The organism is Nocardioides sp. (genome assembly GCF_035503875.1).
Lineage (GTDB): Bacteria > Actinomycetota > Actinomycetes > Propionibacteriales > Nocardioidaceae > Nocardioides.
Genome location: NZ_DATJTA010000004.1, coordinates 25,225 through 43,504, shown reverse-complemented (window position 1 = coordinate 43,504; position 18,280 = coordinate 25,225). Strand labels below are relative to the sequence as shown.

25 protein-coding genes are annotated in these 18,280 nt (G+C 70.5%); 7 read left to right on the top strand and 18 right to left on the bottom strand.

Annotation, left to right across the window (positions count from 1 at the left end; all coding sequences use genetic code 11):
- The first annotated feature begins 5 nt into the window (after positions 1-5).
- From VMF51_RS00895 to VMF51_RS00880, 4 genes are all read left to right on the top strand, one after another.
- Positions 6-503 carry a DUF1269 domain-containing protein gene (locus tag VMF51_RS00895; protein ID WP_325472493.1) on the top strand — a complete coding sequence of 166 codons (498 nt, stop codon included), beginning with the start codon at positions 6-8 and terminating at the stop codon, positions 501-503.
- A gap of 16 nt (positions 504-519) precedes the next feature.
- Positions 520-1,044: a DUF1269 domain-containing protein gene (locus tag VMF51_RS00890; RefSeq protein WP_325472492.1), complete on the top strand. Its 525-nt coding sequence runs from the start codon at positions 520-522 to the stop codon at positions 1,042-1,044.
- A gap of 75 nt (positions 1,045-1,119) precedes the next feature.
- Complete coding sequence (locus VMF51_RS00885) at positions 1,120-1,539, top strand: hypothetical protein (RefSeq protein WP_325472491.1); 420 nt, start codon at positions 1,120-1,122, stop codon at positions 1,537-1,539.
- Between the two features lie 53 nt (positions 1,540-1,592).
- The gene (locus VMF51_RS00880; protein ID WP_325472490.1) at positions 1,593-2,513 is read left to right on the top strand and encodes a hypothetical protein; all 921 of its coding nucleotides are present in this window, start codon (positions 1,593-1,595) and stop codon (positions 2,511-2,513) included.
- Positions 2,514-2,525: 12 nt separating this feature from the next.
- Here the strand turns inward: VMF51_RS00880 and VMF51_RS00875 are convergent, their stop codons facing one another.
- Together VMF51_RS00875 and truA are read right to left on the bottom strand one after the other, a co-directional pair.
- Positions 2,526-3,125 (bottom strand): class I SAM-dependent methyltransferase, encoded by a 600-nt coding sequence (locus VMF51_RS00875; protein WP_325472489.1) that lies wholly within the window; start codon positions 3,123-3,125, stop codon positions 2,526-2,528.
- On the bottom strand, positions 3,122-3,952 hold the full coding sequence (gene truA, locus VMF51_RS00870; RefSeq protein ID WP_325472488.1) for a tRNA pseudouridine(38-40) synthase TruA: 831 nt from the start codon (positions 3,950-3,952) through the stop codon (positions 3,122-3,124). The genes VMF51_RS00875 and truA overlap by 4 nt, the downstream gene beginning before the upstream one ends.
- 38 nt (positions 3,953-3,990) lie before the next feature.
- Here truA and VMF51_RS00865 point away from each other — a divergent pair, with 38 nt between their 5' ends.
- On the top strand, positions 3,991-5,655 hold the full coding sequence (locus tag VMF51_RS00865; RefSeq protein WP_325472487.1) for an FAD-dependent oxidoreductase: 1,665 nt from the start codon (positions 3,991-3,993) through the stop codon (positions 5,653-5,655).
- A gap of 470 nt (positions 5,656-6,125) precedes the next feature.
- Here VMF51_RS00865 and VMF51_RS00860 read toward each other — a convergent pair whose 3' ends face one another.
- Entirely contained in the window at positions 6,126-7,037 is a 912-nt protein-coding gene (locus VMF51_RS00860; protein WP_325472486.1) for a PfkB family carbohydrate kinase, read from the bottom strand.
- 24 nt (positions 7,038-7,061) lie between these two features.
- On the opposite strand from VMF51_RS00860, the gene VMF51_RS00855 reads away from it, so the two are divergent.
- Both VMF51_RS00855 and VMF51_RS00850 read left to right on the top strand, forming a co-directional pair.
- The gene (locus VMF51_RS00855; protein WP_325472485.1) at positions 7,062-7,418 is read left to right on the top strand and encodes a GntR family transcriptional regulator; all 357 of its coding nucleotides are present in this window, start codon (positions 7,062-7,064) and stop codon (positions 7,416-7,418) included.
- Positions 7,415-7,630 carry a 2-dehydropantoate 2-reductase N-terminal domain-containing protein gene (locus tag VMF51_RS00850; protein ID WP_325472484.1) on the top strand — a complete coding sequence of 72 codons (216 nt, stop codon included), beginning with the start codon at positions 7,415-7,417 and terminating at the stop codon, positions 7,628-7,630. The genes VMF51_RS00855 and VMF51_RS00850 overlap by 4 nt, the downstream gene beginning before the upstream one ends.
- A gap of 204 nt (positions 7,631-7,834) precedes the next feature.
- Here VMF51_RS00850 and rplQ read toward each other — a convergent pair whose 3' ends face one another.
- The 15 genes from rplQ to rpsE form a co-directional block, all read right to left on the bottom strand.
- Positions 7,835-8,407, bottom strand: a complete 573-nt coding sequence (gene rplQ / locus VMF51_RS00845) for a 50S ribosomal protein L17 (RefSeq protein WP_325472483.1) — start codon at positions 8,405-8,407, stop codon at positions 7,835-7,837.
- Positions 8,408-8,484: 77 nt separating this feature from the next.
- Complete coding sequence (locus VMF51_RS00840) at positions 8,485-9,501, bottom strand: DNA-directed RNA polymerase subunit alpha (protein WP_244929931.1); 1,017 nt, start codon at positions 9,499-9,501, stop codon at positions 8,485-8,487.
- Between the two features lie 109 nt (positions 9,502-9,610).
- Positions 9,611-10,219 (bottom strand): 30S ribosomal protein S4, encoded by a 609-nt coding sequence (gene rpsD / locus VMF51_RS00835; protein WP_325472482.1) that lies wholly within the window; start codon positions 10,217-10,219, stop codon positions 9,611-9,613.
- A 31-nt stretch (positions 10,220-10,250) separates the two neighbouring features.
- On the bottom strand, positions 10,251-10,658 hold the full coding sequence (gene rpsK / locus VMF51_RS00830) for a 30S ribosomal protein S11 (protein WP_121256741.1): 408 nt from the start codon (positions 10,656-10,658) through the stop codon (positions 10,251-10,253).
- A 64-nt stretch (positions 10,659-10,722) separates the two neighbouring features.
- Positions 10,723-11,097, bottom strand: coding sequence for a 30S ribosomal protein S13 (gene rpsM, locus VMF51_RS00825; protein WP_325472481.1), 375 nt, complete (start codon positions 11,095-11,097; stop codon positions 10,723-10,725).
- A gap of 175 nt (positions 11,098-11,272) precedes the next feature.
- Positions 11,273-11,386 carry a 50S ribosomal protein L36 gene (gene rpmJ / locus VMF51_RS00820; RefSeq protein WP_004008316.1) on the bottom strand — a complete coding sequence of 38 codons (114 nt, stop codon included), beginning with the start codon at positions 11,384-11,386 and terminating at the stop codon, positions 11,273-11,275.
- A 28-nt stretch (positions 11,387-11,414) separates the two neighbouring features.
- Positions 11,415-11,636, bottom strand: coding sequence for a translation initiation factor IF-1 (gene infA / locus VMF51_RS00815; protein ID WP_026145687.1), 222 nt, complete (start codon positions 11,634-11,636; stop codon positions 11,415-11,417).
- A 272-nt stretch (positions 11,637-11,908) separates the two neighbouring features.
- Complete coding sequence (locus VMF51_RS00810) at positions 11,909-12,952, bottom strand: LLM class flavin-dependent oxidoreductase (protein WP_325472480.1); 1,044 nt, start codon at positions 12,950-12,952, stop codon at positions 11,909-11,911.
- 43 nt (positions 12,953-12,995) lie between these two features.
- Positions 12,996-13,961: a TerC family protein gene (locus VMF51_RS00805; RefSeq protein WP_325472479.1), complete on the bottom strand. Its 966-nt coding sequence runs from the start codon at positions 13,959-13,961 to the stop codon at positions 12,996-12,998.
- 175 nt (positions 13,962-14,136) lie between these two features.
- A complete protein-coding gene (gene map, locus VMF51_RS00800; protein WP_325472478.1) occupies positions 14,137-14,985 on the bottom strand; it encodes a type I methionyl aminopeptidase in 849 nt (282 codons plus the stop codon).
- Positions 14,985-15,560 (bottom strand): adenylate kinase, encoded by a 576-nt coding sequence (locus tag VMF51_RS00795; RefSeq protein WP_325472477.1) that lies wholly within the window; start codon positions 15,558-15,560, stop codon positions 14,985-14,987. Before VMF51_RS00795 ends, map begins: the two co-directional genes overlap by 1 nt.
- On the bottom strand, positions 15,561-16,856 hold the full coding sequence (gene secY / locus VMF51_RS00790) for a preprotein translocase subunit SecY (protein WP_325472476.1): 1,296 nt from the start codon (positions 16,854-16,856) through the stop codon (positions 15,561-15,563).
- A gap of 182 nt (positions 16,857-17,038) precedes the next feature.
- Entirely contained in the window at positions 17,039-17,479 is a 441-nt protein-coding gene (gene rplO, locus VMF51_RS00785; RefSeq protein ID WP_325472475.1) for a 50S ribosomal protein L15, read from the bottom strand.
- Position 17,480: 1 nt separating this feature from the next.
- Entirely contained in the window at positions 17,481-17,663 is a 183-nt protein-coding gene (gene rpmD / locus VMF51_RS00780) for a 50S ribosomal protein L30 (RefSeq protein ID WP_182524546.1), read from the bottom strand.
- A complete protein-coding gene (rpsE, locus tag VMF51_RS00775; RefSeq protein ID WP_325472474.1) occupies positions 17,663-18,277 on the bottom strand; it encodes a 30S ribosomal protein S5 in 615 nt (204 codons plus the stop codon). The genes rpmD and rpsE overlap by 1 nt, the downstream gene beginning before the upstream one ends.
- Positions 18,278-18,280: the final 3 nt, after the last annotated feature.

The following is an 18,280-nucleotide window of genomic DNA, read 5'->3' as shown; positions in this document are numbered from 1 at the left end:
CCACCATGGCGAAAGCGACCCTCACGGTCTGGAAGTTCAACACTCCCGGCGGCGCCCGCGACGCGTCCGCGACGCTGAACCGACTGGCCAGCGAGCAGTCGATCGTGCTGCACGACGCGGCCACCGTCTCCTGGGAGGAGGGCAAGAAGAAGCCGAAGACCCAGCAGCACACCCCGACGACCAGCGCCGGCGCCCTGGGCGGGGCCTTCTGGGGGATGCTGTTCGGCCTGATCTTCTTCATCCCGCTGCTCGGCGCCGCGGTCGGCGCGGCGGCCGGGGCACTGGCCGGCTCGCTCACCGACGTCGGCATCGACGACGGCTTCATCAAGAAGGTGCGCGACCAGATCACGCCCGGGACCTCGGCGCTGTTCGTGATGTCCTCCGACGCGGTCATCGACAAGGTCCGCGAGGCGTTCGCCGACAACCCGCCGGACGACCTCATCTTCACGAACCTCTCCGCCGAGCAGGAGGCCGCGCTGCACGACGCCTTCGACGAGGACTGACCAGCAGCGTGCAGCCATGTCGTCCTCCACGCTCACCGTCTGGCTCTACGACACCCCGATGGGGGCCGTGGCGGGCGAGCTGCGGTTGCGGGCGCTGCACAAGCGGAGGGCGGTGCTCGTCCTCGACGCGGTCACGGTGATCTGGATCCCCGGGGCGCACCGGCCGCGGATCGGCCACCTGCGCTACCCGACCTCCCAGGTCGCCGCGCAACGGTCGGTGCTCGGGGCGCTGGTCGGCGCCGTCCTCCTGCCGACCGCCGTCCCGGTCACCGACCCGGAGGCCGTCGGCCTCAACGCCTGGGCCGACCGGCTCGGCGGGACGGGGATCGACCAGCCCTTCCTCGAGGACGTCCGCAGCCGGATCGTCCCCGGCACGTCCGCACTCCTGGTGCTGTCCTCGGACACCGACCTGGACGTCGTCCGGCCGCTCGTGCAGCACGGGCTGGCGCGCGGTGACGTCTCCCTGTTGCGGGTCCCGCTGGGCGAGGGCGCCGTCGAGATGCTCCGGCAGGTGGTCGACGAGCTCGTCCCGCGGGGGTGAGTGGACGGGCGCTCTGGTGAGTCCACCCGATTCAGGCGATGGCCGACAGCGCGTCCGAGACGCTACGGTCGGGGCGTGATCCGCCTCCTCCTCCGCGCGGTCGTGTTCCTGGCCTCCGCCGCCATCGGTCTCATCGTCGCGTCGCTGGTGCTGGACGACGTCACCGTGACCACCGAGGGCTTCCTCCTGGTCGTCGTCATCTTCGCGGTGATCCAGAGCGTCATCTCCCCGTTCCTGGCCCGGGTGGCCGCCAAGAACGCCACCGCCCTGCTCGGCGGCGTCGGGCTGCTGGCCACCTTCGTCGCGCTGCTGGTCGTCACGCTCTGGGGGGACGCGGTCACGATCGACGGCGGCGTCGGGACCTGGATCGCCGCCACCGTGATCGTCTGGCTGGCCACCGCGCTGGCGACGATGCTGCTGCCGCTGCTGTTCCTGATCGGGCGTCGCAAGGACGCCGGGGCTGCGAACGACGGCCCCGCCCTGCGCCGCCGCTGAGCGACGCGGAACTCGCGAGCGCTTCGAGCCCGTCCCCGGTCACACTGCCGACCATGGACGCACAGCGGTGGACCGACGAGGCCTGGCTCGCGACGGCGTACGCCTGGGTCGAGGAGCGGCTCGGCGCACTCGGCCTGACCCGCACGGGCGAGATCGAGCAGCCGCACGTAGCCCCGTGGTCGACGGTGCTGCGGGTGCCGACCGACGCCGGCGCGGTCTTCTTCAAGGCCAACGAGGAGCAGCTGCGGCACGAGGCGCGGGTAGCGAGCCTGCTGGCGGCGCGGGTGCCGGACCGGGTGCCGCCGCTGCTGGCCGCAGACCCCGAGCGCGGCTGGATGCTGATGGCCGACGCCGGCGAGACGCTGCGCGTCGTGGTGGCGCGGGAGCGGAGCCTGGAGCGCTGGTACGACGCCCTGGCCGCCGTCGCCCGGATCCAGCTCGCCGTGACGGACGACGTCGACGAGCTGCTGGCGATGGGCGTGCCCGACCACCGGCTGGCCGGCGTACCGGCCGGGTATGCCCGGCTGATGGACGAGATCGACGCCGAGCCGCGGTTCCGGGCGGCCCAGGGGTACGTCGAGGAGCTCTGCGCCGAGCTGGCGTCGTACGGCGTCCCCGGCTCGATCCAGCACGACGACCTCCACGACGCGCAGGTCTTCGTGCGGGACGGGCGTCAGCTGGTGATGGACTGGGGCGACGCCTGCGTCTCGCAGCCGTTCTGCGTGCTGTCGGTGGCGCTGGAGGGGGTCATCGCCTGGGGGCTCGACGACGTCGAGGACTCGGTCGACACGACGCCGTTCCGCGACGCCTACCTGGCGCCCTGGGCCGAGCGACTGCCCGGCGTCGACCTGGCGGCCGCCGTGACTCCGGCGTTGCGCCTCGGGTGGGCGATCCGCGCGGTCAACGGGCACGTCGCCGGGGACCTGGACCAGACGCTCACCCGGCTCCGGATGTTCCTCGACGGGCGGGCCTGAGCACGGCGCCCCCTACATGCGTCGCGTCTCCAGCACCCGGAACCCCTTGGCGCTGGCCAGCCGGGTGGTGGGGAAGCCCTGCCCACCGAGCCAGCGCTGGAGCGAGTCGGCGCCGAGGTTCTTGCCGACGACCATGACCGCCCGACCGCCGGGGGCCATCCGCGGGAGCCAGGTCAGCAGCAGCTCGTGCAGTGCGTCCTTGCCGATCCGGATCGGCGGGTTCGACCAGATCTCGTCGTACTGCGCGGCGGGGTCGACCCCGCCCGGGACGGAGGCCGCGTAGCGGTCGGAGAGGCCGAGGGCGTGCGCGTTCTCGTTCGCCAGCAGCACCGCCCGCTCGTTCACGTCGACGGCGGTGACCACGGCCTCCGGAACGGCGACGGCGACGGCGAGGCCGATGACGCCGTACCCGCAGCCGAGGTCGAGGACCCGCCCGGGCGCGGGCGGGTCGGTCTCGCGGAACAGCACGGCGGTCCCGACGTCGAGCCGGCCCTGGGCGAAGACCCCCGAGCCGCTGGTCAGCTCCAGCTCGTGCCCCCAGACCGACGCGCTGACCGGCGCCCGTTTGAAGGCGACCGTGGGGTCGGCGCTGAAGTAGTGCTCGTCGCTCATGGCTGCGTCCTCCGCGCCCTCGTCAGCTGGTCCCGTGCGGCCAGCTCGTCGTCCACCGGGTAGGCCACCTCCTCCAGGGTCAGCCCGTGCGCGTGCGCGACGGACACCGCCGGATCCCGGCGCTCCGCCCGCAGCACCTGGGCGGCCCACTCGACGGGTCGCCGCCCCTCCCCCACGGCCACCAGGCAGCCGACCAGGGCGCGCACCATGCTGTGGCAGAACGCGTCGGCGCGGACCGTGCCGACGAGTACGCCGTCGGGGGTGCGCGCCCAGCAGAGGTCGAGCAGGGTGCGGATCGTGGTCGCGCCCTCCCGCTGCTTGCAGAACGACGCGAAGTCGCGCAGGCCCACGAGGTCGCTCGCCGCCCGGTTCATCCGCTCCTCGTCGAGAGGACGCGGCCAGGCCAGCACGTGCGAGCGGGTCAGCGGGTCGAGCAGGTCCGGCCGGTCGGCGATCCGGTAGGCGTAGCGCCGCCACAGCGCGGAGAAGCGGGCGTCGAAGCCGTCCGCGGCCTCGGCCGCCCGGCGTACCCGGACATCGGGCGGGAGGATGCCGTTGAGGCGCCGTACCAGCGCGACGAGGGGGTCGTCGGGCGACCGCCCGGCCGAGGCCGTCAGCACTTCGCGGGAGACGTCGGTGTGCACGACCTGTCCGCGCGCGTGCACGCCGGTGTCGGTCCGCCCGGCACACACGACCGCGACCGACGGGACCCGCAGGGAGGTCGCGAGCGCCGTCCCCAGGGTCTCCTGGACGGTCCGCAGCCCGGGCTGCGTCGCCCAGCCGTGGAATTCGGTGCCGTCGTAGGCGAGGTCGATCCGGAGCCGCACGGCGCCCATCCTTCCGTACGCTTCCGTAGGCTGAGATCGTGACCTCAGGCCCCGCGATCATCCTGGTCTCCGAGCACCACGCCGACGACCTGCGCGACGCGTTCACCCGCTACGACCGTGAGTACGACGTCCGCGTCGCCGCCAGCTGCGCGGCGGCCGAGGAGGCGGCCCGCGACGTGGTCGCGAACGGGCGCACGGTCGCCCTCTTCGTCTCCGACTCCGTGCTCCCGGACTGCCACGTCCTCGAGGGCTTCCACCGCTGGCGCACCGTCGTCCCCAACGCCCGCCGGATGATCGCCGCCCACTGGGACCGCTTCCTCATGGACGCACCGGGGCTGCGCGCCGGCATGGCCAAGGGCAAGTACGACGCCTACCTGCTGATGCCGCGCGGCACCCGGGACGAGGAGTTCCACCACGCCGTCACCGATCTGCTGAGCGACTGGGGGGCGACGATCGCCGATCCCGAGGTCGTCTCGGCGAAGATCATCGCGCCCACGCGCACCCCGGACGTGCTCGCGATCCGCGACTTCCTCGACCGGCTCGGCATGCCCCACCGCGTCTACCACCCCGACGAGTTCGTCGGCCACCCGCTGGCCGACCAGCTGCCGCCGGACCCGACGTACCCGCTGGTGTGGGTGTCGAACCGTCCCTTCATCGACGCCGCCACCGTCCGCAAGGTCGCGATGGACATGTACGGCGCCCCCGGCGATCTCGACATCGACCACACCGTCGACGTGTGCGTCGTCGGCGCGGGCCCGGCCGGCCTGGCGGCCGCGGTGTACGCCGCGTCGGAGGGCCTGTCGTGCGTGGTGCTGGAGGCCGAGGCGATCGGCGGCCAGGCCGGCACCAGCTCGATGATCCGCAACTACCTCGGCTTCCCGCGCGGGATCTCCGGCATGCGGCTGGCCCAGCGCGCCCGCAACCAGGCGCTGCGCTTCGGCACCGAGTTCGTCACCGGCTGGACCGTCGACCGGCTGGTCCCGGGCGGCGACGGCGCGCCCCACCGGCTCTGCACGGACGGCGGTGACGTGCACGCCCGCGCGGTGGTGATCGCGAGCGGGGTTGCCTACCGCAAGCTGCGGGTCGACCCGCTGGAGGAGCTGGTCGGCAACGGCGTCTTCTACGGCGCTGCGATGACCGCCGCCCGGGAGATGGAGGACCAGGACGTCTTCGTCGTCGGCGGCGGCAACTCCGCCGGCCAGGCCGCCGTGCACCTGTCCCGGTTCGCCCGCTCGGTGACCATCCTGGTCCGCCGGCCCAGCCTGGCCGAGACCATGTCGCAGTACCTGGTCGGCGAGATCGAGTACAACCCGCGCATCGACGTCGAGGTCTGCACCCGGGTCGTCGACGGCGGCGGCGAGGGCCACCTGGAGTGGCTCTGCCTGGAGGACACCCGCACCGGCGTACGGACGAAGCGAGACGCGTACGGGCTGTTCCTCCTGCTCGGCGCCGAGCCCACCTGCACCTGGGTCCCGCCCGAGGTCGCCCTCGACGACCACGGCTTCGTGCTCACCGGCCGCGACGTGCCGCGCGAGCACTGGACCGACGGCATCCCGCCCGCCGACCTCGCGACCACCGTCCCCGGCGTCTTCGCCGCCGGCGACGTGCGCTCGGGCTCGATGAAGCGGGTCGCCGCCGCCAGCGGCGAGGGCGCCAGCGTGGTCTCGCTCGTGCACCGCTACCTGGCCCCGGCTCCCGACTGAGCGCCCGCTGGTCGAGCAGCGAAGGACGAAGTCCTGAGCGCCCGTCGAGACCCGGTGAGCCACACGACAACCCCCACCACCGTCACCCGCGGCCTGCAGGGGTCTCGACGGACGCTCGTCGCCGGGGCTCCTCGCTGCTCGACCACCGTCGCGCCCCGGTGGTCGAGCAGCGACGGACGAAGTCCCGAGCGCCCGTCGAGACCCGGTAAGCCACACCACAACCCCCACCACCGTCACCCGCGGCCTGCAGGGGTCTCGACGGACGCTCGTCGCCGGGGCTCCTCGCTGCTCGACCACCGTCGCGCCCCGGCGGTCGAGCAGCGAAGGACGAAGTCCTGAGCGCCCGGCGTCGCGCCCCGGTGGTCGAGCAGCGAAGGACGAAGTCCTGAGCGCCCGTCGAGACCCGGTGAGCCGTACGACGACCTGAATCACGGCGCTCCGCGGCATGCCAGGGTCTCGACCAGCGACGATCAGCCCAGCTCGTTGCGGTACGGCGGGTCCGCGCCGGGCCGCGCGACGACCAGGGCTGCGGCGCGGACCGCGTGCTGGAGCAGGGCGGCCCGGTCGACGTCGCTCAGCTGCGCGAGGGCGGGCCGGGCCTCCGCGCCGAGCAGGCCGCGGGTCCACAGCCCGTCGACGAGCGCGGCGCCGAACGTGTCACCGGCCGCGATCGTGTCGACGACGACGGTCTGTGGTGCCGGGACGTCGACGGTGCCGTCGGCGGCCACCCAGGTGGCGCCCTCCGCCCCGCGGGTGACGACCACGGCGCTCGGGCCGAGCTCCAGCAGCCGCCGTGCCGCGGTCACCGGATCGGCGTCGGGGTGCAGGGCGTGCAGGTCCTCGTCGCTGGCCTTGACCACATCCGCGAGCGCGACCACGGCCTCGACCGACGCGCGCAGCTCGGAGCCGGTCCCGGTGATGGCCGGTCGCGCGTTGACGTCGTACGTCACGGTCGCGTGCGGGCGCATCCGCGCCAGCAGGTCGAGCACCTGGGCCGCTCCCGGCTGCAGCACCGCCCCGATCGAGCACGCGTGCACGACCAGGGGCCGCGGGTCGTCCGGCACCTCGCCGAGGCGCCACTCCAGGTCGAACTCGTAGGTCGCCGACCCGTCGTCGGCGAGGGTCGCCTGCGCGGTCGCTGTCCGCTCGATCACCTCGGGGTCGGAGGCCAGGCGGACCCCGTCCCGGCCGATGTAGGCCGCCACGATCCCGCCGTACCGATCGTCGGCGATCGCCGTCGCGAACCGCACCGGCCGCCCGAGGCGCGCCAGCGCCACCGCCACGTTCGCCGCGCTCCCGCCCGCGTGCTCGGCGACCGACCCGTCGGCCCGTCGTACGACGTCGACGAGCGCCTCCCCGACCACCAGCACGTCCCGATCCATGCCGATCACCCTAGGGTGACCCGCATGCTGGTTCACCCGCTGGACCCCGACGCCGCCACCCCGCCGTACGAGCAGCTGCGCGCCCAGCTCGCCACCCGCGCCGCCTCGGGCGATCTCCCTGCCGGCACCAAGCTCCCCACCGTGCGCGCCCTGGCCGCCGACCTGGGCGTCGCGGCCGGCACCGTCGCCCGCGCCTACCGGGAGCTGGAGGCCGACGGCGTCGTCGTCACCGAGGGCCGCCGCGGCACCTTCGTCGCCTCGGGCGCGACCGCGTCGTCCGGGGCCGCGCTCTCCGCCGCGCAGGAGTACGCCGGCGCCGCCCGCCGGCTCGGCCTCACCCGCGCCGAGGCGGTGCGCCTGCTCGAGGAGGCCTGGTCGTGAGGTACGTCGTCCTCGGGGCCGGCGCCGTCGGCGGGGTGATCGGCGCCAACCTGCACCTCGCCGGCCGATCCGTCACCTTCGTCGCCCGCGGCTCGCACCTCGACCGGATCCGGGCCGACGGCCTTCTCCTGGACCGGGCCGACGGGCGTCACCTGGTCCGGGTACCGGTTTCGCCGGCTCTCCACCGAGGTCGCCTGGTCCGAGCCCGCTGACCAGAGCGCCGCGGACGACCCCGTACGCCGCGGCGACCTGATGCGCCGCCGTACCGGACGCAGCGGCGAGATCGTCCTGCTCGGCCGGCTGCACGGCATCCCCACGCCGGCCAACGACCGCGTGGTCCGGGCCGCGACGTGCCGGGAATGACACCGGCCCGCCACCCTGACGGGTAGCGGGCCGGTGTGCGGTACTGCGGAGGATCAGGCCTTCGGCTCGTCCTCGGTCGCCTCGGCGTCGGCGGACTCCGCCTCGACCTCGTCGACCTGCGTCTCCTCGGCGACGACGCTCTCCTCGGGCGACGCCTCCTCGGTCTGCGCGGTGGGCGCGTCCTCGGCGACGGTCTCCTCGGCGGGAGCCTCCTCGACCGGGGCGGCGGCCGCCGGAGCGGGCTTCGCCTTCGGGGCCGACGGCTGGTACGCCTCGGTCACCAGCTCGATGACCGCCATGGGGGCGTTGTCGCCCTTGCGGGGGCCGATCTTGGTGATCCGGGTGTAGCCGCCCGGACGCTCCGAGAAGGTCGGCGCGATCTCGGTGAACAGCACGTGCACGACACCCTTGTCACGGATGGTCTTGAGGACCTCGCGACGGTTGTGCAGGTCGCCCTTCTTGGCCTTGGTGATCAGCTTCTCGGCGTGCGGACGCAGCGCGCGCGCCCGCGCCTCGGTGGTGGTGATCCGGCCGTGCTCGAAGAGCTGGGTGGCCAGGTTCGCCAGGATGAGGCGCTGGTGCGACGGGCTGCCGCCGAGGCGGGGACCCTTGGTGGGCTTCGGCATGTCTCTCTCGTTCCTCCCCGGCCGTGTCAGGTACCGGGGTAGTCGGCCGGCGGAGGGTCCCGCCGGTCAGTGATGGGTCAGTACTGCTCGTCCTCGACGAAAGCGTCATCGTCGTCGTCGCCGTACGCGGCGAGGGCCGCGTGCGGGTCGAAGCCGGGCGCGCTGTCCTTGAGGGACAGGCCCATCTCGACCAGCTTGGCCTTGACCTCGTCGATCGACTTCGCGCCGAAGTTGCGGATGTCGAGCAGGTCCTGCTCCGAGCGGCTGATGAGCTCACCCACGGTGTGGATGCCCTCGCGCTTGAGGCAGTTGTACGAACGGACGGTCAGCTGCAGGTCCTCGACCGGGAGGGCGAGGTCGGCGGCCAGCTGCTCGTCGACGGGCGACGGGCCGATGTCGATGCCCTCGGCCTCGACGTTCAGCTCCCGGGCCAGGCCGAACAGCTCGACCAGGGTCTTGCCGGCCGAGGCGATCGCGTCACGGGGACGGATCGACGGCTTGGTCTCGACGTCGATGACGAGCTTGTCGAAGTCGGTGCGCTGCTCGACTCGGGTGGCCTCGACCTTGTAGGTCACCTTCAGCACGGGGCTGTAGATCGAGTCGACCGGCATCCGGCCGATCTCGTTGTCGGCGCCCTTGTTCTGGACGGCGGAGACGTAGCCGCGGCCGCGCTCGACGACGAGCTCCATCTCCAGCTTGCCCTTGTCGGACAGGGTGGCGAGCTTCAGCTCGGGGTTGTGCACCTCAACGCCGGCGGGCGGCGTGATGTCGGCGCCGGTGACGTCACCGGCACCCGACTTGCGCAGGTACATCGTCACGGGCTCGTCGTGCTCGGAGGAGACGACGAGACCCTTGAGGTTCAAGATGACCTCGGTGATGTCCTCCTTGACCCCCTCGATGGTCGAGAACTCGTGCAGGACGCCGTCGACCTTGATGCTCGTGACCGAGGCACCGGGGATCGACGACAGGAGGGTACGGCGCAGCGAGTTGCCGAGCGTGTAGCCGAAGCCGGGCTCCAGGGGCTCGATCACGAACCGCGAGCGGAACTCGTCGACGGACTCTTCCGACAGGGTGGGGCGCTGTGCGATAAGCACTGATTCTTTCCTTTCCGGACCTACCCGCTATTTGACAGGTCCGAATGTGCTGGGTGACGGAAGGAAGGTGGCGCCTGTCCCGTGGTGAGACGGGACAGGCGCCGGAGGATCACTTCTTCGAGTAGAACTCGACGATGAGCTGCTCCTGGACCGGCAGGTCGATCTGCGCCCGGGTGGGGAGCTGGTGGACCAGCACCCGCATCCGGTTCGGCAGCGCCTCGAGCCAGGCGGGGACGACGCGCTCGCCGTGGGTCTCGCGAGCCACGATGAACGGGGTCATCTCCAGGGACTTCTCGCGCACGTCGATGATGTCGTGCTGCGTCACCTGGAAGGACGGGATGTCGACCTTCTTGCCGTTGACCAGGAAGTGACCGTGGGTCACCAGCTGGCGGGCGTGGCGACGCGTCCGGGCGAAGCCGGCACGGTAGACCACGTTGTCGAGACGGCACTCGAGCAGCTGGAGCAGGTTGTCACCCGTCTTGCCGGCGCGCCGGGAGGCCTCGACGTAGTAGTTGTGGAACTGGCGCTCCAGGACGCCGTAGGTGAAGCGGGCCTTCTGCTTCTCCTGCAGCTGCGAGCGGTACTCGCTCTCCTTGATGCGCGCGCGGCCGTGCTGGCCGGGGGCGTACGGGCGACGCTCGAACGCGGCGTCGCCGCCCACCAGGTCGACGCCCAGGCGGCGCGACTTGCGGGTCATGGGGCCGGTGTAACGGGCCATCTCGTAAGTCTCCTAAATCCGTTCGGGCGTCTCAGACGCGCCGGCGCTTGGGCGGGCGGCAGCCGTTGTGGGGCGTGGGCGTGACGTCCTGGATGGTGCCGACCTCGAGGCCGATCGCACCCAGGGACCGGATCGCCGTCTCGCGACCCGAACCCGGGCCCTTGACGAAGACGTCGATCTTCTTCATGCCGTGCTCCATCGCCCGGCGTCCGGCGGCCTCGGCGGCCATCTGCGCGGCGAACGGGGTGGACTTGCGCGAGCCCTTGAAGCCGACGGTGCCGGCCGAGGCCCACGAGATCACCGCACCGGTCGGGTCGGTGATCGTGACGATCGTGTTGTTGAACGTGCTCTTGATGTGGGCTTCGCCCTGAGCGATGTTCTTCTTCTCCTTGCGGCGCACCTTCTTGGCGCCGGCCGCGGTGCGGCTCTTGGGAGGCATTCAGTTTCTCCTGAGGTTCTGGTCGAAAAGCTCGGTGGACGGTGATCGGCGCATCAGCGCCGGATCACTTCGCCTTCTTCTTGCCGGCAACCGTGCGCTTCGGACCCTTGCGGGTGCGCGCGTTGGTCTTGGTGCGCTGACCGCGGACCGGGAGGCCCATGCGGTGGCGGCGACCCTGGTAGCTGCCGATCTCGATCTTGCGGCGGATGTCCGCCTGGACCTCGCGACGGAGGTCACCCTCGATCTTGAAGTTGGCTTCGATCTCGTCGCGGAGCTTGACCAGCTCCTCGTCGCCCAGCTGGTGGACGCGGAGGTTCGGGTTGACCCCGGTGGCCTCCAGCAGCTGCTGGGCGCGGGTACGGCCGATGCCGTAGATGTAGGTGAGTGCGATCTCGATGCGCTTGTCGCGCGGGAGGTCGACACCAACGAGGCGTGCCATGTGGCTTGTCCTTCTGGTTGTTCGCAGCGGTTTCGGTCGTGACGCGTCCCGGGCCTCGCGAGGTGGGCTCCGGCCTGCTGCTCCGGAGGTGGTTCGCCCGGTCGTACGACGGGGCTAAGCGATCACGTTGTGTGGGTTCTTCAGTTGTCGCTCGCGAGCCCGCAGGCTCGCGCGCTCAGCCCTGGCGCTGCTTGTGACGCGGGTTCTCGCAGATCACCATGACGCGGCCGTGGCGACGGATCACCTTGCACTTGTCACAGATGGGCTTGACGCTGGGGTTGACCTTCACGAGGAGGTCCTCTCGGATGCTCGGCTGGCTACTTGTAGCGGTAGACGATCCGACCTCGCGTGAGGTCGTACGGCGAGAGCTCCACCACCACGCGGTCCTCGGGGAGGATCCGGATGTAGTGCTGGCGCATCTTGCCGCTGATGTGGGCGAGCACCTTGTGGCCGTTGCTCAGCTCGACGCGGAACATGGCATTCGGAAGGGCCTCCGTAATGGTGCCCTCGAGCTCGATCACGCCTTCTTTCTTCGGCATGTCCTCCACAATCTGTCGATCGATGTCTACCGTTCTGCTGCACCGGGACCGGCACGGACCGGTCGCGGCTGGCCCGGGAACCTCCGCCCGCGAGGACGGTGGACCTCGTGCAGCCGTCCCCGATGCCTCTTCCCAGGCACGCAGACGAACCGCTCCGAGGAGCCACTCACTGGTGTTCCGGGCAGCCGCGAGGCACCACAGGACAGACCCACGTTGGGCCGACACGCCAGTCTAGTCAAAACCTGACGAGAAACACGAATCGGACTGGCGGCTCACCCGGCCAGCAGGCGCAGCGTCTCGGATCGAGACGGGCTGGTGGCCGGGTCGGTCGCGAGCGAGGCACCCGCCACGGGGTTGACCATCACCTCGTCGACGCCGTACGTCGCGGCCAGGTCGGCGACCCGTTCCCGCGCCTCCCCGGCGGTCCCGATCACCCAGCGACTCGCCATCTTCTCGACCAGCTCGCGCTGGTCGCCGGCGAGCTCGACCTTCTCGGCCTCCTCGACCGCGAACTGCGGGCCGAGCGGCTGACCGGTGCGGAGGGCGAGCATCATCAGCAACTGTGGGAGGGCGCGACGGCGCGCCTCGTCGGCGTCGTGCGCGACCGAGGCGTTCACCGTCAGGAAGGTCCGCGGCTCGGCCAGCTCGGGCGAGGGCCGGAAGGTCGTGCGGTAGAGCTCGAGCGCCTCGGCGGTGCCGCTCCCGGAGAAGTGGTGGGCGAAGACGTACGGCATGCCCTTCTCGGCCGCCAACCGGGCGGAGTAGTCCGAGGAGCCGAGCAGCCAGATCTGCGGCACGGAGGTCGCACCCGGCGTGGCCTTCAGGACGTGCGTGCGGCCCTGGACCGCGAGACCGACCCCGGCGGCGTCCATCATCGCGAGCACGTTGTCGACGTACTCGGGGAAGCGGGAGACCGCCTCGTCGGTGACCCCGCCGGCGCCGTGGCGCAGCGCCCAGCCGGTCACCGGGTCGGTGCCCGGAGCCCGGCCGATGCCCAGGTCGATCCGGCCGGGGTACGCCGCCTCCAGGAGCGCGAACTGCTCGGCGACCACGAGCGGGGCGTGGTTGGGCAGCATCACGCCGCCCGAGCCCACCCGCAGCCGTCGGGTCGCGCCCGCGACCATCGCGATGAGCACCGGCGGGTTCGTCGCAGCGACGGCCGGCATGTTGTGGTGCTCCGCCAGCCAGTAGCGGCGGTAGCCCAGCTCGTCGGCCGCCCGGGCCAGCTCCAGGGTCGCGGCGAGCGCGTCGCCGGTGCTCTGGTCGTGACGGACCGGCACGAGGTCCAGGACGGAGAGGGTCGGGAAGTCGCTCATCGACTCTCCCAACCCCCTCCGATCCACGACTATTCCGCGACGATCAGGCGGCGGCCGGGTCCTTCTCGCGGTCCTTCTTGTCCTTCGCGAGGCTCGCGACGGCGGTCACCGCGAGCGTCACGAGGATGACGGCGAGGCTGAGGAGGGTCGGCACCTCCCAGTCGAGCACGCCGCTCTTGTAGAGCGCGTGGATGAACAGCTTGGCGCCGATCCAGGCCAGGATGAAGGCCAGGCCGAGCGACAGGTAGACCAGCCGCTGCAGCAGCCCGCCGATGAGGAAGTAGAGCTGGCGCAGACCCATCAGCGCGAACACGTTGGCCGTGAAGACCAGGTACGGCTCCTGCGTGATGCCGAAGATCGCGGGGATCGAGTCGAGCGCGAACAGCAGGTCGGTCGCGCCGAGCGCGATGATGACGACCAGCATCGGAGAGGCGAAGCGGACGCCGTTCTCGCGGTAGAAGAGCTTCAGGCCCTGCCACTTGTCACCGACGTTGAGGTGCTGCTGCGCGAACTTGACGATCCGCGAGTCTTCGGGGTGCTCCTCCTCGTGCTTGCGGTAGGAGCGGACCAGGTTGATCGCGGTGTAGACGAGGAACGCGCCGAAGACGTAGAAGACCCAGCTGAAGTTCTCGACCAGCTGGTAGCCGAGCGCGATGAAGATGCCGCGGAAGATCAGCGCGAGGATGATCCCGACCATCAGGGCTTCCTGCTGGTACTTCCGCGGGACCTTGAGAGCGGACATCAGCACGATGAAGACGAAGAGGTTGTCGACCGACAGGCTCTTCTCGACGATGAAGCCCGTGTAGAAGTCGATGCCGTAGTCGGTCCCGTGGTACCCGATGGTCCAGATGCCGAAGACCGCGGCGGCGGCCATGTAGATGACGAACGCGATCGTGCACTCCCGCATCGACGGCTCGTGCGGGTTGCGGGCGATGATGATGACGTCGAAGAGCAGCACGGCGCAGGTGATCGCGATCGTGATGCCCCACTCGAGGCCGGAGACGTCCACAGGTTCCTCCTGGTTCAGGGGATGGCTTGTCGCCTGAGGTCTCTTCCACCGCCGACGCGGCCCGCGGCCCCGGACCGGCTGCTGAGCCGGACGTGCTGACGAGGTCGCGACGAAGGAATACTCCCCTCCTGCGACGCACATCCTCGCACGTCACCCAGGAGTTCAGAGACTCCGCTCAGCGCTCGGTACCCGGACGCCCGCCGAAAGGAACGCCCAGCGAGGCGAGCATCTCCTCGCCGCCGTCGAGGGCGGTCAGCACCCAGGCGCCGGTGTCGGTGAGCACGAAGGTGTGCTCGAAGTGCGCCGCCCAGCTCCCGTCGGTGGTCACGACGGTCCAGTCGTCGTCGAGGACGTCGGACTCCTTGCCGCCGAGCGTGATCATCGGCTCGACGGCGAGGGCCAGGCCCTGGACCAACCGGGGACCGCGCCCGGGCTTGCCGAAGTTGGGGACGTTCGGGGGCAGGTGCATCTGGGTGCCGATGCCGTGCCCGACGTAGTCCTCGAGGATGCCGTACGAGCCGGCCCCGCGGACGTGGGTCTCCACCGCGTGGGAGATGTCGGTGACCCGGCCGCCGACCCGCGCGGCCGCGATCCCCCGCCACAGCGCCGCCTCGGTGACCCGCATCAGCTCGGTCACCTCGTCGGCGACCTCACCGACCGCGACGGTCACCGCCGCGTCACCGTGCCAGCCCTGACCGGCGTCGTCGGCGACGATCGCGCCGCAGTCGATCGAGATCACGTCACCGGGCTGCAGGACCCGCTCCCCCGGGATGCCGTGGACGACCTCGTCGTTGACCGACGCACAGATCGACGCCGGGAAGCCGTGGTAGCCCTTGAACGACGGGGTCCCGCCCGCGGACCGGATGCTGTCCTCGGCGATCGCGTCGAGCTCGGCGGTGCTGATCCCCGGCCGGACCGACTCGCGCAACAGTTCCAGGGTGCGCCCGACGACCAGGCCCGCCCGGCGCATCCCGTCGAACTGGGCCGGGGTCTTGATCTCCAGGCCGCGGTCGAGGAAGCCCATCAGCTCTCGGGAAGTACGTCGAGTGCTTCGAAGATGCGCTTGGTGACGTCGTCGACCTCACCCATGCCGTCGATCTCGACGAGCAGGCCGCGCTCGCGGTAGACCTCGATGAGCGGCTCGGTCTGCTCGGCGTACACCACCTGGCGCCGGCGGATGACCTCTTCGGTGTCGTCGGCGCGTCCCTCGACCTGCGCCCGCTGCAGCAGCCGGCTGACGATCTCGTCCTGGTCGACGGTCAGCACCACGACGGCGTCGAGGGCGTGGCCGGTGAACTTGATCATCCCGTCCAGCTCCTCGACCTGCGCGAGGGTGCGGGGGTAGCCGTCCAACAGGAAGCCGGGTTCGGCGTCGGGCTCGTCGATGCGGTTGCGGACCATGAGGTTGGTGACCTCGTCGGGGACGTACTCCCCCGCGTCCATGAACCGCTTGGCCTCAACACCGAGCGGGGTGCCCTGGGAGACGTTGGCCCGGAAGATGTCGCCGGTCGAGACCGCAGGGATGCCGAAGTGATCGGCGATGAACTTGGCCTGCGTGCCCTTTCCCGCTCCCGGGGGACCCATGATGATCAGTCGCATTTAGCCGAGGAATCCTTCGTAGTTGCGCTGCTGCAGCTGGCTCTCGATCTGCTTCACCGTGTCGAGGGCGACGCCCACCATGATCAGGATGGACGTGCCGCCGAAGGGGAAGTTCTGGTTCGCGTCGATGAGAACCAGCGCGATCAACGGGATCAGGGAGATGAGCCCGAGATAGAGCGCGCCCGGCAGAGTGATGCGGGACAGGACGTAGGACAGGTAGTCCTCGGTCGGCTTGCCCGCCCGGATTCCGGGGATGAAGCCGCCGTACTTCTTCATGTTGTCGGCCACCTCGTGCGGGTTGAAGGTGATCGACACGTAGAAGTAGGTGAAGAAGATGATCATCAGGAAGAACACCGCCATGTACAGGGGGTGCGATCCGTCGACGAAGTAGTCGTTGAGGAAGCCGACCCAGCCCGCGCTGCTGGTGTTGTTGAACTGCACCGCCATGGCGGGCAGGTACAGCAGCGACGAGGCGAAGATGACCGGGATGATGCCGGCCTGGTTCACCTTGAGCGGGATGTACGTCGAGCTGCCGCCGAACATCTTGCGGCCGACCATCCGGCGGGCGTACTGGACCGGGATCCGGCGCTGGGCCTGCTCGATGAAGATGACCGCGGCGACGATGACCAGACCGATGGCCATGACGACACCGAAGGTCCACCAGCCCTGCGACTTCTGGACCTGCCAGAGCGCGGTCGGGAAGGTGGCGACCACCTGGCAGAAGATCAGGATCGACATGCCGTTGCCGACACCGCGGTCGGTGATCAGCTCACCGAGCCACATGATCACGGCCGTGCCGGCGGTCATGGTGATGACGAGGACCAGGAAGGTCGCCGTGCCGTCGTCGTGCAGCAGTGGCTGGTTGCAGTTCTGCAGCAGGTTGCCCGACCGGGCGAGGGCCACGATGCCCGTCGCCTGCAGCAGGGCCAGGCCGAGCGTGAGGTAGCGGGTGTACTGCGTGATCTTCGTCTGGCCCGCCTGGCCCTCCTTCTTCAGCGCTTCGAGCCGCGGGATCACCACGACGAGCAGCTGCAGGATGATGCTGGCGGTGATGTACGGCATGATGCCGAGCGCGAAGATCGTCAGCTGGAGCAGTGCTCCACCTGAGAAGAGGTTGATCAGACTGTAGAGGCTCGAGTCCTCCAGCTGATTGAGGCACGTGTCGACGTTGGCGACGTGCACCCCGGGTGCGGGAATCTGAGAACCGGCCCGGAAGATCACGATGATCATCAGGACGAACAGCAGCTTGCGCCGCAGGTCCGGTGTCCGGAAAGCGTTGGCGAACGCGCCTAGCACGAGAGGTTCCTCTTTCTCCCAGCAGAAAATCAAGGTCTCCGCAGTCAGCGCCCAGAAACCCCGGGAAGCCTAACAGGGCTCGGACACCGTCACGGATTCGGCGCCAAAGTGGCACCGGATGACGACAAAGGGCGCGGCCGGGCTGCGCTGTGCAGCCTGGCCGCGCCCAATGTCACAACGACTCAGACGAGGGTGGTGGTTCCGCCCGCGGCCTCGATCTTCTCCTTCGCCGAGGCGGAGACCGCCTGGACGCTGACGTCGACCTTGACCGACAGCTCGCCCTGGCCCAGGACCTTCACCGGCTGGCCCTTGCGGACCGCGCCGCGCGCGACGAGCTCCTCGACGGTGACGGCACCGCCCTCGGGGAACAGCTTGCTGATCCGGTCGAGGTTCACGACCTGGAACTCCACCTTGAACGGGTTCTTGAACCCCTTCAGCTTGGGGAGCCGCATGTGGATCGGCATCTGGCCACCCTCGAAGGCGACCGGAACCTGGTAGCGGGCCTTGGTGCCCTTGGTACCGCGACCCGCCGTCTTACCCTTCGAGCCCTCACCACGACCCACGCGGGTCTTGGCGGTCTTGGCCCCGGGCGCGGGACGCAGGTGGTGCAGCTTGAGCGTCATGTCACTCCACCTCCTCGACCGTCACCAGGTGACGGACGGTGTTGACCATGCCGCGGATCTCCGGCCGGTCCTCCTTGACGACGACGTCGCCGATGCGCTTGAGACCGAGCGTGCGCAGGGTCTCGCGCTGGTTCTTCTTCAGGCCCACGAGACCGCGGTCCTGACGCACCTTCAGCTGGGCCATCAGGAGGCACCCCCCACGGGGGCGACGACCTCGGCGCGCGCCTTCAGCAGCGCGGCCGGGGCGACGTCCTCGACGGGCAGGCCACGGCGAGCCGCAACAGCCTCGGGCTGCTCCAGCATCCGCAGCGCCTCGACGGTCGCGTGCACGATGTTGATCTGGTTCGACGACCCGAGCGACTTGCTCAGGATGTCGTGGATGCCGGCGCACTCCAGGACGGCGCGCACCGGACCACCGGCGATCACACCGGTACCGGGCGCGGCCGGGCGCAGCATGACCACGCCGGCGGCCTTCTCACCCTGGACCGGGTGCGGGATCGTGCCCTGGATGCGGGGGACGCGGAAGAAGTTCTTCTTCGCCTCCTCGACACCCTTGGCGATCGCCGCGGGGACCTCCTTGGCCTTGCCGTAGCCGACCCCGACCAGACCTTCACCGTCACCGACGACGACCAGGGCGGTGAAGCTGAAGCGACGACCACCCTTCACGACCTTGGCGACACGGTTGATCGCAACGACGCGCTCGATGTAGGCGGTCTTGTCAGCACCCTGGCCGCCGCGACGATCGTCGCGACCGCCCCGGCGCTCGCCACCGCGCTGTCCGCGCTGGGCTCCGCTCATGAG